Origin of the sequence: Fructilactobacillus florum DSM 22689 = JCM 16035, from assembly GCF_001436645.1 — a bacterium.
In the GTDB taxonomy this organism is placed as follows: Bacteria; Bacillota; Bacilli; order Lactobacillales; family Lactobacillaceae; genus Fructilactobacillus; species Fructilactobacillus florum.
Genome location: NZ_AYZI01000006.1, coordinates 18,739 through 34,304, shown reverse-complemented (window position 1 = coordinate 34,304; position 15,566 = coordinate 18,739). Strand labels below are relative to the sequence as shown.

The following is a 15,566-nucleotide window of genomic DNA, read 5'->3' as shown; positions in this document are numbered from 1 at the left end:
CCGTGGCTTTAAAAAAAGTTTCATAAAAAACACCTGTGAATTCCTGTGGATAACTGTAGCATATATTAACAATGTTTTCCCAATATTTTCCACAAATCCACAGCTGTTATTTATTTTTATCCACAGGTTGTTAATAAATTTATAGATCTAGTCTAAAACTATTTATAACAGGCTTTTGTTATCCACAGCAAGTGGTTGAAAACTTAATTTTTTACCTGGACTTGATTTTAATTCACACCCTTGTGGAAAACTTTTACCACTAATGTGAAACATTTATACACAGACTGATTACCTCTGTGGAAAACTTATTTTTTTCGTGCTAAACTACGGCTATGTTTTTCCTAGGAGGACGACTTCGTATGAATGAAACAGACCTTTGGAATCAAATCAAAGCAAAATTCAAAGCAAACCCTAAATTTGATCATAATACGTTTGCCACATGGATTGATTCAGCAAAACCAATTTCCTTTGACGGAAAGGTCCTCACGATTGAGGTGCCTACCTCATTGCACCAAGATTATTGGAACAGTAATTTAACTTCATCATTTATTGAGTATGCCTACGGTATTACCCATCAAGATATCACCCCCAAAACCATCTTGCCAGGTGACGCCCAACCGCTGACACGCCCCCAGCAACCGGTTACCCAAAAGCCGGTGACTGATCCCCATCTCAATCCAAACTACACGTTTGATACCTTTGTAATTGGGCAGGGAAACCAGATGGCACATGCGGCTGCTTTAGCCGTCTCAGAGGATCCTGGAAAAGTCTATAATCCACTCTTTTTCTATGGTGGAGTTGGCCTTGGTAAAACCCACCTGATGCAGGCCATCGGTAACAAAGTCCTCGCTAACCATCCAGAGGCCGTTGTGAAGTATGTTACGACCGAAAAATTTACTAATGACTTCATTGACGCCCTGCAAAACAATAAAATGCAGGAATTTCGCGGTATTTATCGCAAAGTTGATCTACTCCTAGTTGACGATATTCAGTTCCTGGCTAACAAGGAAGGAACTCAGGACGAATTTTTCAATACTTTTAACGCTTTATATGAAGAAAATAAGCAAATTGTAATGACAGCTGACCGGCTCCCCAATGAAATCAATTCGCTAACCGATCGGTTGGTTTCACGGTTCAAATGGGGACTATCAGTTGATATCACCGCTCCCGATTTAGAAACACGTTCTGCAATTTTACGAGCAAAAGCCAAATCAGAGGGACTTGATATCTCAGACGACGTCATGAGTTACATTGCTGGTCAGATCGACTCAAACGTCCGAGAACTAGAAGGGGCGTTATCGCACATCAAAGCCTATGCGGCCTTAAAACAAACGCCGATTACCATGGATTTAGTTGCAGAATCACTTCGATCACTTAAATTAACTCAGACTAAAAATCCCCTAACACCAGAGCTCATCATTAAGACCACGGCCTCTTATTTCAGCGTTTCTGTCAGAGATCTAAAGGGTAAAAAAAGAGTCCAATCAATTGTGCAACCTCGCCAAATTGCAATGTATCTCGCCCGTGAACTAACTGATAATTCGTTACCCAAAATTGGCGAATCTTTTGGTGGAAAAGATCACACCACCGTGATGAATGCTTGTAAAAAAGTTAGTCAACGGTTAGGGACCGATCCTGAATTAAAAAAACAACTCACTGAATTACGAACCGAATTAAAACATTAACTGCCTAATGATATAATGCACTTGTGGATAACTATGAAAAACTAGTCTGGTTTACCCACAAAGTTATCAACAGGGACTGCGCGTGCAGTTAATAACCATTCACCTAGTTATCAACACAAATAACAGGTCCTGCTACTACTACTAAGTCTTTTACTTTAATTAAATTAAACCCAGCTAGGAGGCTGACCATATGAATTTTTCAATTAATCGTGTTGCGTTTATTAAGGCACTCAATGTGGTGCAACGAGCAATTTCTGCAAAGACCACCATTCCAATTTTAACGGGATTAAAAATTGATGTAACTGACCATGAAATTATGCTAACTGGAAGTAATGCAGATATTTCAATTCAAACCACGATTAGTACCGCTAACCCTGATAACGAACTCCAGATTCAAGCAACCGGTAGTTTGGTACTCTCACCAGCCCGTTTTTTTGCAGAAATTGTCAAGAAACTCCCAGATCGAGAACTCCAAGTAGACGTTGCTGATCAGTATCAAACCACGATTAAATCTGGGAATTCTGAATTTAATATTAATGGACTAGATGCAAATGGCTATCCCCACCTGCCAGAAATTGATCATGAGCACCAAATTGAACTACCAGCTAAATTGTTACGAGAAGTAATTAGTCAAACGGTCATTGCGGTTTCAAAACAAGAAAGTCGCCCCATTCTAACTGGAGTTCACTTTACGTTGGAAAAACATTTATTAGCAGTAGCCACGGACAGTCATCGATTAAGTCAACGCGAAGTTGAATTGGAAAGTCCACTTACCTCGCCAGCTGATTTCGTCATTCCTGGCGATAGTTTGAAAGAACTTTCGCGCATGCTAGACGATGAGGAAGATTTAATTAAACTTAGTTTGTCAGAGAATCAGGTGTTGTTTACCTTCGGGGAAACACAGTTTTATTCCCGCCTGCTAGAAGGAAACTATCCTGATACTTCCCGTCTAATTCCTAATAGTTCGGATACAAAAGTTCAGTTTGCAGCTGGTGAGCTTCTAGCAGCAGTTGAGCGAGCTTCGCTGTTGTCACATGAATCTCGGAATAATGTGATTAAACTAACGATTAAGCCGGCAGATAAGCAAGTTATGATTACCGGTAATTCTCCAGATGTCGGAAAGGTTGAAGAAAATTTAGAACCACAAGCTTTGAGTGGCAATGATCTTGAAATTTCATTTAACCCAGATTATTTGCGAGAAGCACTGCGGGTCTTTGGATCGGTTCCAGTCGAAGTGGCCTTTACTTCGGCACTTCGCCCCTTTACCATTAAGCCGTTGGAGCGACCAGATGAATTTATTCAACTAATAACGCCCGTTAGAACTTTTTAGAGAAAGAATTTAAAAAAAGCGCATATCATTCGATATGCGCTTTTTTTATTCCTAATGGTGATTTTTATCGCAAAAAGTTATACATCGCTGAGATCGTCTATAAATGGGCAATATGTACTTTTTAGGATTTTTAGCGTATAATTAAGATAATTGAAAGCGGGTGCAGGATGAAAAAAGAGGTTGTAATCAACACTCCCTATATAACATTGGGTCAATTATTAAAGATGCAGGATATTATTGCTTCTGGTGGACAAGCCAAGTGGTATTTGCGTGAAAAGGCGGTCTTTGTTAATGATGATCCAGAAAATCGGCGAGGGAAAAAATTGTATCCGGGTGATACGATCAGAGTCCCTGAAACGGGTCTTTTTTTTATCAAGGCTAAGTAGGCGGCTGTATGCAGGTGACAGACTTAAAATTACAAAATTTTCGTAATTATCAAAAGTTGCAAGCTCATTTTTCGTCTGGCATTAACGTGTTAATCGGAGCCAATGCGCAGGGAAAAACTAATCTGTTAGAGGCACTCTACGTTTTGGCCTTGACGCGCAGTCATCGGACTAATAATAACCGGGAATTAATTAGTTGGGAGGCGGCCACGGCTGATTTATGCGGGGTTGTCCAGCGGAACGCAGGTACGATCCAGCTAGAACTGAGTTTACGTCCCAAAAATAAGCGAGCTAAGTTAAATCACATCGAACAAGCAAAATTATCCAGTTATATTGGCGCATTAAATGTAATTTTGTTCGCGCCCGAGGATCTCAAGTTGGTAAAAGGAGCACCGCAACAACGACGTCGATTCATGGATATCGAGTTTGGTCAGATGAGTAACCGCTATCTTTATAATGTTACGCAGTATCGACATATTTTAAAGCAAAGAAATAACTACTTGCGTCAATTGCATTTCCATCAGGCTCATGATTTGGTTTACTTAGCTGTTTTGTCTGATCAATTAGCGGCGTATGCTGCCGAAGTGATCTATCAACGAGTGCAGTTGTTACAAAAATTACAACACTGGTCTCAGTCCATTCATCAAGAAATTTCGCATCAAAAAGAAATCTTGAAGTTTAGTTATGTAACAGCGCTTCCCAAGGACAAACTGACTTCAGTTGAGAGTATCTACCAGGGCTTGCGCGCCCAATTTGAAGCCAATCGAGATAAAGAAATTCGTCAAGGGGCCACGTTGTTTGGACCACATCGCGATGATTTACGATTTTTGGTAAACGGAAAGGACGTAGCTGTGTATGGTTCTCAAGGACAACAACGAACTGCAGCGCTGGCTACCAAACTAGCAGAAATTGATCTGATGAAAGAGGAAACCGGGGAGTATCCAGTCTTATTATTAGACGATGTTTTATCCGAGTTAGATTGTGAGCGGCAAACCCATTTGTTGACGGCTATTCAAGATAAAGTGCAGACGTTTTTGACAACAACTAGCATGAGCGATATTACGATGAAGCTCATTCACAGTCCGGCTGTTTTTCGGATTCAAGCAGGAAAGATTTTGGAGTAGGAAACAGCATGACAAAGGAGGAACGAAAATGACTGATCGGCCAGAGGAAAGTAAAGCAGAGCAGGCGCTTGAATATGATGCCAGCCAGATTCAGGTTTTGAAGGGATTACAGGCAGTTCGTAAACGTCCCGGGATGTACATTGGAGCCACTAATTCACAAGGCTTGCATCATTTAGTCTGGGAAATTGTTGATAATGGGATCGATGAAGCCCTTGCTGGGTTTGCCACTAAAATCAGCGTTGTAATTGAAAAAGATAACAGTATTACAGTTACTGATAATGGTCGGGGGATTCCAGTTGATTTGCAAAAAGAAACTGGCAAATCGGCGTTAGAAACAGTTTTCACTATTCTCCATGCCGGAGGTAAGTTTGGTGGTGGTGGATACAAGGTTTCTGGAGGGCTTCATGGTGTAGGAGCTTCGGTGGTTAATGCTCTCTCCGCCGAACTAGCAGTCGAAGTTACTCGTGATGGCAAACGCTATTATATGGATTTTGTCAGAGGGCATGTACAGACGCCCATGAAACAAATTGGAACAGCACCACACGAAGAGCATGGTACGAAGGTGCACTTTTTACCGGATCCAGATGTCTTTACGGAGACCACCGTCTTTGATATGGAGACCCTAACGACCCGGGTCCGTGAATTAGCTTTTCTAAACAAAGGCCTTCAGATTTCAATTCGAGATGAGCGGTCAAAAGAACCAGTTGAACACGACTTTCTTTATGAAGGCGGAATCAGGCACTACGTAGAATTCTTGGATCGAGGGCGGCAACCAGTTTTTCCAGACCCAGTGTACGTCGAAGGGGTTGAAAATGGCATCACTGTCGAGGTGTCACTACAATACACAAATGATTATCACAGTACCTTAAAAACATTCACTAATAACATCAATACCTATGAGGGTGGAACCCACGAAGAAGGCTTTAAGCAAGCACTGACCAGAATCATTAACAGTTACGGACGAACCAACAAGCTGATTAAAGATAACGAAGAAAATCTCACAGGGCCAGATGTTCGCGAAGGCATTACGGCGGTTGTTAGTGTGAAACATCCAGATCCACAATTTGAGGGGCAGACCAAAACCAAATTAGGTAACTCGGATGCACGGACAGCAACGAATCACGTTTTTAGTCAGGAATTTTCACAGTTTATGAATGAACATCCGCAGGTTGCTCGAGAGATTGTTCAAAAGGGACTATTGGCTGCTAAGGCCCGTTCTGCTGCTAAACGAGCCCGCGAAGTTACTCGGAAAAAGAGTGGTTTGGAAATTAATAACTTGCCCGGTAAATTGGCCAACAATACTAGTAAGGATCCTAAAATTTCAGAATTGTTTATCGTGGAGGGAGATTCTGCTGGGGGGTCGGCCAAACAGGGACGCTCCCGGTTAACCCAGGCAATTTTGCCGATTCGCGGTAAAATTTTAAACGTTGAAAAGGCCACGATGGATCGAATTCTATCCAACGAAGAAATCCGGTCATTGTTTACCGCGATGGGAACTGGATTTGGTTCAGAATTTGATGTTAACAAAGCTCACTATCATAAACTAATTATTATGACGGATGCTGATGTTGACGGAGCCCACATCCAAACGCTGTTGTTGACTTTAATCTATAACTTTATGCGTCCCATGATTGATGCGGGGTATGTCTACATTGCACAACCTCCTTTATATCGGGTTCGCCAGGGAAATAAATTTCAACAGTATATTGATTCCGATGAAGAACTACAGACACTGCTCGGATCGCTTCCAGCTGCGCCCAAGCCGCAAATTCAGCGGTACAAAGGACTAGGAGAGATGGATGCGGAACAATTGTGGGATACTACAATGAATCCGGAAAATCGTCGTTTACTGCGAGTTACTTCGGATGATGCCGAGGCTGCAGCGGCTGCTTTTACCATGTTAATGGGAGAAGAAGTTGGTCCTCGTCGTCAATTTATCGAAGCAAATGCCAAATTTGTGGAAAACCTAGATGTGTAATGTTTCATGTGAAACATTACCAGGCAAGTAAGAGAGGGAACGGAGGTTATTCAAGTGGCAAACGACGCTGGAACACCTGATAGCAGGATTACAAACATTGAATTATCAAGGAAAATGAAGTCATCGTTCTTGGATTACGCCATGAGCGTGATTGTAGCGCGGGCGTTGCCAGATGTCCGTGATGGGCTCAAACCAGTTAACCGTCGAATTTTGTATGGAATGGATCAGTTGGGAGTTACTCCAGACAAACCATATAAAAAATCTGCGCGAATCGTTGGGGATGTTATGGGGAAATATCATCCACATGGTGATAGTTCTATTTATGAAGCGATGGTTCGTATGGCACAGGACTTTAGTTATCGTTACTTGCTAGTCGATGGTCATGGAAACTTTGGGTCAGTTGATGGTGATGGGGCAGCAGCGATGCGGTATACTGAAGCGCGCTTGAGCCGAATTTCTCTTGAAATGCTTCGAGATTTGAACAAGGATACCGTTGACTTTGCGCCCAATTATGATGGAACCGAACGAGAACCAGTAGTTTTACCAGCACGAATCCCTAATCTGCTATTAAACGGGGCAACGGGGATCGCAGTGGGAATGGCGACAAATATTCCTCCGCATAATCTAAGTGAAGTTATCTCAGCAATTCATCTCTTGATGAAGCGTCCGGATGCTAGTGTTACAGAATTAATGGAAGTTTTACCGGGACCTGATTTTCCAACCGGTGGAATTGTGATGGGCAAATCAGGAATTCGTAAAGCCTATGAAACTGGTCGGGGTAACATTACAGTACGAGCCCGGGTCGAGATTGAAACGGAAAAAAATGGCAAAGAAATTATTGCCGTTACTGAACTTCCTTACATGGTCAACAAAGCTAAATTAATCGAACGAATTGCAGAACTGGTCAGAGATAAGCGGATTAATGGGATTACAGCGATTAATGACGAATCTGACCGGGAAGGAATGCGGATTGCCATCGACATTCGCCACGATGCTAGCGCCGAAGTGGTTTTGAATAATCTATACAAATTAACTCTGATGCAAACTTCATATAGTTTTAATATGTTAGCCATTAGTGATGGTTCCCCTAAAGTTCTGAGTCTCAAGGAGATTTTAAACGAATACCTGGAATACCAGGTAGAAGTAATTGTTCGTAGAACCCGGTTTAATTTGAAAAAAGCGCAGGCTCGTGCCCATATTTTAGTCGGTTTATTGGTAGCCCTTGATAATATTGAAGCGGTAATTAAGATTATTCGTAGTTCAAAAACCGGTGATGTTGCTAAACAAGAATTGATTACAAATTTTGAGCTTGATGACAAGCAGGCCCAGGCAATTTTGGATATGCGATTAGTTCGTTTGACGGGGCTAGAGCGTGACAAGATTACAGACGAACATGATAAATTAGTTGCCCAGATCAAGGACTATCAAGAGATCTTGGCCAGTCATGATCGGGTTAATGAGATTATCTACAACGAATTGTTGGACATCCAGCGGCGGTTTGGCGATAAGCGGCGGACGAAATTGATGATTGGTGAAATTACTAACATCGAGGACGAGGATCTAATCGAAGATAAAAATGTCACGATTACGCTAACGCACAATGGGTATGTTAAACGCATTACAACGGATGATTTCAAGGCGCAAAATCGTGGTGGTCGTGGAATTAAGGGGATGGGAATTAATAAAGACGACTTTATTGAACACCTGTTAACTAGTTCGACCCATGATAGTTTGCTCTTTTTCACTAATAAGGGAAAAGTTTATCGGCTGAAAGCCTATGAAGTGCCAGAATATGGCCGTTCTGCTAAGGGACTTCCGATTGTTAACCTGCTGCATCTTGATCAGCATGAAAAGATTCAAACCATTTTAAACGTTGCAAATCCAGCGCCAAATCAGCCAGACCAGTTGTTCTTTACTACCAAGATGGGGACGGTTAAGCGAACGGCATTGGCTGAATTTGTTAACATTAGAAATAATGGGTTAAAAGCAATCAACCTGCGAGAGCATGATGAAGTAATTAAAGTCTTACTAGTGAAATCTAATCAGAATATGATTTTAGCAACTCGGCAGGGTTATGCGGTTAGCTTTCAAGTTGATGCAGTGCGATTGATGGGTCGTTCGGCTACCGGGGTGCGTGGTGTTCGGCTGCGTCCAAATGACTGGGTCATTGGTGCCGATCGTTTAATTCCAGGCCAACAAGTTTTTGTAATTTCTGAAAATGGATTTGGAAAGCAAACGCCGGTGGCTCAGTATCCGATTAAAGGACGTGGCGGCAAAGGAATTAAGACCGCCCAGATTAAGGAAAAAAATGGTCCTTTAGTGGGAATGAACGTTGTTGCTGGCGATGAAGATGTGATGCTGATTACTACCCAGGGAGTGCTGATTCGAATGGCCATTGCGGATGTCTCGCAAACCGGTCGAGCAACCCTTGGAGTGCATTTGATTCGCTTGGATGATGGTTCAAAGGTAGCTACCATGACGATTGTTGCTCCCGCCGCTGAGGAATCAGATTCAATGCAAACTGAATAAAAATAAAAAAAGAAACCCGAGGGTTTCTTTTTTTGCGTATTTGGGGACGTATCGCAAAAAACATTTCGTAGATTGAAATTTAGAATACTTCGTGATAAAATTAGCAGATGTGATTTAGATTAATTAATCTAAGTCCCCTTGCTCTTCAAATCACTGAAGAGCCGATAGTCCATAAGGAGGTGCATATTCATGGAAAACAAGTATGAGATTACTTACATTATTCGTCCTGACATTGACGAAGCTGCTAAGTCTGAATTAGTGGAACGCTTCGATAAGATTTTGACTGATAATGGAGCCCAGATTCTTGACTCAAAGGATTGGTCAAAGCGTCGTTTTGCTTACGAAATTGGTGGTTTCACTGAAGGTATTTACCACGTAGTTAATTTAACTGCTGATGATAACCGGGCCATTGACGAATTTGATCGTTTAGCTAAATTTAGCGATAACATCTTACGTCAAATGACTGTTAAGCGTGATGCCTAGTTTGCGATTTGAAGGGAGCGTTTCAGATGATTAATACCGTTGTCCTAACTGGACGTTTAACACGTGATGTTGATTTGCGATACACCCAAGGAGGCACAGCCGTAGGAACCTTTAACTTGGCTGTTGACCGCCGGTTCACTAATGCTAATGGTGATCGGGAAGCTGACTTCGTCAATTGTGTTATTTGGCGGAAATCAGCTGAAAATTTGGCAAACTTTGTTCACAAGGGCTCGTTACTGGGAGTTGAGGGACGGATTCAAACCCGAAACTACGAAAACAAACAGGGTCAACGAGTCTACGTAACCGAGGTAGTTGTAGAAAACTTCACGCTGCTAGAACCCCGACAAGGTGGTGCGCAGGGGAATTCCAACAACGGTAGCCAGGCTCCGCAACAAAATCCATTTGGGACACCAAATAACCAGAATAACCAACCGAACACCGGCACTAGCTCAAGTAGCAATGATAACCCAGCTGCTGATCCATTTGCCGGGTCTGGTGACCAAATTGATATTTCTGATGATGATTTACCGTTCTAAAGAAGAGTTTACCTTAATATAAAGGAGGGAATAACATGGCTGAACAACGACACGCACGCGGACGTCGTGGAGGACACCGACGCCGAAAAGTTGATTTTATCGCTGCTAACCACATCGAATACATTGATTATAAAGATGTTGACCTATTGCGGCGCTTTATTTCAGAACGAGGTAAAATTTTACCCCGTCGAGTTAGTGGAACAAGTGCCAAAAACCAGCGTAAGTTGACCATTGCGATTAAACGAGCACGAATTATGGGCTTGTTACCATTCGTAGTAGAAGACTAGTTAAAAAAAGATTTAGCTACGGCTAAGTCTTTTTTTATAACTAAAATTTTCGGGATAACACTGGTATAATTAAAGAAAGTTTAACAAACATTAAATTTATGTATAAGGATGAAACATGAAAAAAGCTACGTTCCATTTTAACGTGCCACCCTTTTTAAAGAATCGACAGATGCGGAACATCTCATTTTTTATTGCCTTGATTTTAATTAGCGGGTTGGTAATCTCATTTCTTTATAATTTCTGGCTGGGTGTGTTGTTACTGGTGTTGGCATGTGTAGGCTTAACGGTAGTAATTCGTGATCTGAACTTAGTTGAGCAGCGGGTCAATAATTACATGGCAGACTTGTCATACGTGGTTTCTCGTGGGGAACAAGAAGCCCTGTTAGAAATGCCGGTAGGAATTTTGATGCTGGATCAAGTTCAGCGAGTTAAATGGATTAATCCATACTTGCAAAAATATTTTGCTGATGAACGAATCTTTGGATCAGCGTTAGAAACAGCGGCACCTGAGCTATATAAAATTATTCGCAAACATTGGAATCAAACAGAGGCCTTCACCGCTACGTGGCAGCAGCGGCAGTTTGTAATGCTTATTCAACGACAATACCAGACGATCTATCTTTTAGATATTACCAAATATGCCGAAGTTGAAATTAAGTATGAGAATGAAAAGATTAGTATTGGTGAAATTTATCTTGATAATTTCGACGAGCTTAGTCAAGCTATGTCTGATCAAGAAATTTCTAACTTACGAAACTATGTTACCAATAAACTTAGCAGTTGGGCGCAACAGTATGGGGTCTACCTTAAACGAATTAATGCTGATCACTATATGATGATGCTGTATGTTGAAACTCTAGAAAAGATTGAGCAGGATAAATTTAGCATCCTTGATACAATTCGCAAAGAAACGATTCAACAAAACTATCCAATTACTCTAAGTGTCGGGATTGCTTATGGTGATTCCGATCTGAATAAACTAGCAGAATTAGCTCAAAGTAATCTAGATTTGGCGCTAGGTCGTGGTGGAGATCAGGCGGTGATCAAGCCGGTGGATGAGCCTGCTCGTTTCTACGGCGGAAAGACCAATCCGATGGAAAAACGGACGCGAGTGCGAGCACGAATGATTACGCATGCCCTGCAAGATTTAATGAAAAGCTCTGATCAGATTTTTGTTGATGGTCATCGATTTCCTGATATGGATAGCTGGGGCGCGGCTCTGGGGATTCGACGAATTGCGCAGATGAACAATAAGCAGTGTTACATTGTTTTTGATGAAGAGGATGTGCATACTGATATTCAACGGCTATTGCAGGAAATTAAGCAGGATTCGGAGTTAAACGCTGCGGTGATTACTCCAGAGAAAGCCGATAAGCTAGCAACCGATGAAAGTTTATTGATTATGGTTGACCATTCGAACCCAATCATGGGGGCAGCACAGGAGCTGAATCAGCGGTTGAGTAATCGAACCGTTATTATTGATCATCATCGGCGAGGAGAAAACTTTCCAGCAAATCCATTGTTAGCCTACGTTGAGCCCTATGCTTCGTCTGCTTGTGAATTAATTACAGAAATGTTCGAATATCAAGCGGGGGACGTTGAACCAATTAGTGAGTTAGAGGCAACCGCGATGCTGGCCGGCATTGTAGTCGACACCCAGTCATTTACAGTGCGGACAGGAACACGAACGTTTGATGCTGCTAGTTATTTGCGTTCATCAGGAGCAGATGTGGATCAGGTTTCTTATTTCTTGAAGGAAAATCGAGATAATTATTTGGCAGAAATTCACTTAATTTCTCTAGTTGATTTCTTGTCAGACCAAATTGCAATTATTACGGCAGAGGTAGATCGCAATTATGATGCAGTAACGGCAGCTAAGGCCGTTGATTCGTTATTATCAGTTAACCAAGTGGAAGCCTCCTTTATCGTGTATCAGCGGACCAATGATAAAATTGGGATCTCAGCTCGGAGCAATGGTAAAATTAATGTCCAATTAATCATGGAAGAGTTAGGCGGGGGCGGTCATCTGACAGCAGGAGCAACGCAGTTGGCAGACAAAGATATTACGGCAGCCCGCACGGAACTGGTGGCAGCAATTAAAAAGCAAACCGAGGCCGCAACGGAGGTTTAATTGCTTAAACGCGGTTAAATTGGTAATGTAAACTAAAAGGAGTGGATGAATATGCAAGTTATTTTTTTAGAAGATGTGCGAGGAAAAGGAAAACGCGGTGAAATAAAAAAGATGCCAGCTGGGTATGCGCAAAACTATTTATTTAAAAATCAACTAGCTGAACCAGCAACTAAAGCAGCCATTAGCCGGGTCAAAGCGCAGCAAAAACATGCAGAAGAGCATGCAGAAGAAGAATTAGCTAATTCACAGCAACTTAAAACTAAGCTTGAAAATGAACAGACGGTGGTAGAACTAACCGCTAAAGCTGGTCAAGATGGTCGCCTATTTGGTTCAATTACCAATAAGCAGATTGCTCAAGTTTTGGCAAAACAGTTTCAAATTAAGCTTGATAAACGAAAGATTGAACTAGCTGAACCAATTAAAACGATGGGTTATACCAATGTCCCAGTTAAATTACATCCGCAAGTTACCGCTACTATTCGAGTGCACGTGGCTGAAAAATAGCTCCGGTAGGCTTCCGGTTAGAAACGAGGTTGGAAATGGATAATGACATTTTAACAGATCGAACCCCGCCACATAATAATGAGGCGGAAAAAGCGGTTCTGGGATCGTTATTCATCAATCCGGATGCGTTGCCAGATGCCATGGAGTACTTACAACCAGCTGATTTTTATCGGCGGGCGCATCAGTTTATTTTTCAAGCAATGCTTGATCTTTCTGACGATGATCAAGGAATCGATGCAGTGACTGTTACCGATAAGCTGAAGAGCCAGAACCAATTAGATGATGTCGGCGGAGTTGCGTACATTGTTGAACTGGCTGACTCCGTACCAACGGCAGCTAACCTAGTCTACTATGCTAAGATTGTTGCTAAAAAAGCGACGTTGCGGCGGCTAATTCAGACGGCTACTAAGATTGCTAGTACGAGCTATGATGAGGATGGGGACGTCGAGACCGTTTTAGATAACGCAGAACGCGATATCATGAACGTGACTGACAATCGAAATCAAAGTGGTTTTAAGGCAATCAAGGATGTGCTAGCGGCTTCCTTTACTAAGATTGACGAACTGTCAAAAAATGGTGGAGACGATGTGACAGGTCTGCCCACTGGGTACAAGGTTTTAGACGAGATGACGACTGGCTTACATCCAGGAGAATTGATTATTTTAGCAGCGCGTCCAGCAGTGGGAAAAACGGCTTTTGCCCTGAACATTGCGCAAAATGTCGGGATTAAAACTAATAAAACGGTGGCAGTGTTCAGCTTAGAGATGAGTGCGGAGTCACTGGTCAACCGAATGCTTTGTGCCGAGGGTAGTATTGATGCGAACCACTTACGAACGGGTGAACTAAGCAGTGATGAGTGGAACAGTTTAACCGTAGCCATGGGGACGTTGTCAAATGCAAAGGTATTTATTGATGATACTCCTGGAGCTAGAATGGCTTCAATTCGTGCTAATTGTCGGCGGTTGAAAAAAGAGGCCGATCGTGATGCTGCAAATGATGGGGGACTGGGATTAATTGTCGTGGACTATCTCCAGCTAATCGAAGGAAGTACACGAGAAAGCAGACAACAAGAAGTATCTGAAATCTCTCGACAACTTAAAAAATTGGCTAACGAACTTCAGGTACCGATAATTGCTTTATCCCAGCTATCTCGAGGAGTAGAACAACGTCAGGATAAACGTCCCGTTCTTTCGGATATTCGTGAATCTGGTTCAATTGAACAGGATGCTGATATTGTGGCCTTCTTGTATCGTGATGATTATTATGAACGTGATGATGGTGAAGATTCTGAGCAGCAGAACGATACCGGTAATGATAACGTTGGTGAAGTTGAAGTTATCATCGAAAAGAATCGCTCGGGTCCCCGCGGAACGGTCAAGCTGTTGTTTGTAAAGTCATATAATAAGTTCTCATCAATTTCATATGCCCAAGCTTAAAAAAATCCTACTGGCCAACGATGGTTCAGCAGGATTTTTTTATTGACGAATGGGGTTAGTTTCGGTATGATATTGGGGTGCAAACGAATAAAAATAATTTTGTTAGATATAATGTTCGTGATTAGGAGTACAAAATGGAAGTTTTTGATTATGATGATGTTCAGCTAATCCCTAACAAGTGCGTCGTGCAATCCAGAAGTGAATGCCAGACGACTTGTGAACTTGGTGGTCGTCGGTTTAAGTTGCCTGTAGTACCGGCCAACATGCAGACGGTGATTAATGAAGATCTAGCGGTGTCCTTGGCTCAACATGGATATTTTTACGTGATGCACCGGTTTCAACCGGAAAAACGCCTAGGCTTTGTGCAGCACATGCAACAACAACAGCTGTTTGCATCGATTAGTGTGGGAGTTAAGCCCGCGGAGTATGAGCTAATCGATCAGTTAGCACAGCAGCAATTGATTCCGGAGTACATTACGATTGATATTGCTCATGGGTATTCGGATGCCGTTATTGACATGATTCGACACATTAAAAAGAAGTTACCCCAGAGTTTTTTGATTGCTGGAAACGTGGGAACCCCAGAGGGAGTGCGGGCGCTAGAAAATGCCGGCGCCGATGCAACTAAGGTTGGAATTGGACCAGGAAAAGCTTGCATTACTAAGATTAAGACCGGATTTGGAACGGGTGGCTGGCAGCTAGCAGCGATTCGCTATTGTGCAAAGGCAGCACAAAAACCAATCGTAGCGGACGGTGGTATTCGAACTGATGGTGATATTGCTAAATCACTTCGTTTTGGTGCGACGCTGTGTATGATTGGTTCGCTCTTTGCCGGTCATGAGGAATCTCCTGGCAAGAAGGTTGAGCAAGATGGTCAGCAGTATAAGGAATACTTTGGTTCCGCCTCCGAATATCAGAAGGGCGCTTATCATAACGTGGAAGGTAAAAAACTATTAGTTCCATACAAAGGTAGTATTTACAATACGTTACAAGAAATGCAAGAGGACTTACAGTCTTCGATTTCATATGCAGGTGGGCGCGATTTGCGGGCACTGAAAACCGTCGACTATGTGATTTTAAAAAACACAATTTATAACGGTGACTAAGCTCTTTTTGTAGCTAAATATTTTTCATAAAAATTCGTTGGATTATTAGAGCCA

The 15,566-nt window shown here is 42.2% G+C and carries 13 protein-coding genes; all 13 read left to right on the top strand.

Features of this window, described 5'->3' with window-relative positions; translation table 11 throughout:
• Positions 1–359: 359 nt before the first annotated feature.
• The 13 genes from dnaA (at position 360) to FC87_RS04120 (ending at position 15,512) form a co-directional block, all read left to right on the top strand.
• Entirely contained in the window at positions 360–1,685 is a 1,326-nt protein-coding gene (gene dnaA / locus FC87_RS04180) for a chromosomal replication initiator protein DnaA (RefSeq protein WP_082619218.1), read from the top strand.
• A 190-nt stretch (positions 1,686–1,875) separates the two neighbouring features.
• The gene (gene dnaN, locus FC87_RS04175; protein WP_009166402.1) at positions 1,876–3,015 is read left to right on the top strand and encodes a DNA polymerase III subunit beta; all 1,140 of its coding nucleotides are present in this window, start codon (positions 1,876–1,878) and stop codon (positions 3,013–3,015) included.
• A gap of 167 nt (positions 3,016–3,182) precedes the next feature.
• On the top strand, positions 3,183–3,401 hold the full coding sequence (gene yaaA, locus FC87_RS04170; protein ID WP_035421855.1) for a S4 domain-containing protein YaaA: 219 nt from the start codon (positions 3,183–3,185) through the stop codon (positions 3,399–3,401).
• A gap of 8 nt (positions 3,402–3,409) precedes the next feature.
• Positions 3,410–4,522 carry a DNA replication/repair protein RecF gene (recF, locus tag FC87_RS04165; RefSeq protein WP_009166400.1) on the top strand — a complete coding sequence of 371 codons (1,113 nt, stop codon included), beginning with the start codon at positions 3,410–3,412 and terminating at the stop codon, positions 4,520–4,522.
• A 28-nt stretch (positions 4,523–4,550) separates the two neighbouring features.
• Complete coding sequence (gene gyrB, locus FC87_RS04160; RefSeq protein ID WP_009166399.1) at positions 4,551–6,500, top strand: DNA topoisomerase (ATP-hydrolyzing) subunit B; 1,950 nt, start codon at positions 4,551–4,553, stop codon at positions 6,498–6,500.
• Positions 6,501–6,554: 54 nt separating this feature from the next.
• Entirely contained in the window at positions 6,555–9,029 is a 2,475-nt protein-coding gene (gyrA, locus tag FC87_RS04155) for a DNA gyrase subunit A (RefSeq protein ID WP_035421857.1), read from the top strand.
• A 189-nt stretch (positions 9,030–9,218) separates the two neighbouring features.
• The gene (rpsF, locus tag FC87_RS04150) at positions 9,219–9,512 is read left to right on the top strand and encodes a 30S ribosomal protein S6 (protein ID WP_009166397.1); all 294 of its coding nucleotides are present in this window, start codon (positions 9,219–9,221) and stop codon (positions 9,510–9,512) included.
• A gap of 26 nt (positions 9,513–9,538) precedes the next feature.
• Complete coding sequence (ssb, locus tag FC87_RS04145; RefSeq protein ID WP_009166396.1) at positions 9,539–10,048, top strand: single-stranded DNA-binding protein; 510 nt, start codon at positions 9,539–9,541, stop codon at positions 10,046–10,048.
• 35 nt (positions 10,049–10,083) lie between these two features.
• On the top strand, positions 10,084–10,335 hold the full coding sequence (rpsR, locus tag FC87_RS04140) for a 30S ribosomal protein S18 (protein WP_009166395.1): 252 nt from the start codon (positions 10,084–10,086) through the stop codon (positions 10,333–10,335).
• 115 nt (positions 10,336–10,450) lie between these two features.
• A complete protein-coding gene (locus tag FC87_RS04135) occupies positions 10,451–12,466 on the top strand; it encodes a DHH family phosphoesterase (protein WP_191975879.1) in 2,016 nt (671 codons plus the stop codon).
• Positions 12,467–12,517: 51 nt separating this feature from the next.
• On the top strand, positions 12,518–12,970 hold the full coding sequence (gene rplI, locus FC87_RS04130; protein ID WP_009166393.1) for a 50S ribosomal protein L9: 453 nt from the start codon (positions 12,518–12,520) through the stop codon (positions 12,968–12,970).
• Between the two features lie 35 nt (positions 12,971–13,005).
• Positions 13,006–14,406, top strand: a complete 1,401-nt coding sequence (gene dnaB, locus FC87_RS04125) for a replicative DNA helicase (RefSeq protein WP_009166392.1) — start codon at positions 13,006–13,008, stop codon at positions 14,404–14,406.
• Positions 14,407–14,540: 134 nt separating this feature from the next.
• Positions 14,541–15,512, top strand: a complete 972-nt coding sequence (locus tag FC87_RS04120; RefSeq protein ID WP_035421859.1) for a GMP reductase — start codon at positions 14,541–14,543, stop codon at positions 15,510–15,512.
• Positions 15,513–15,566 lie beyond the last annotated feature (54 nt).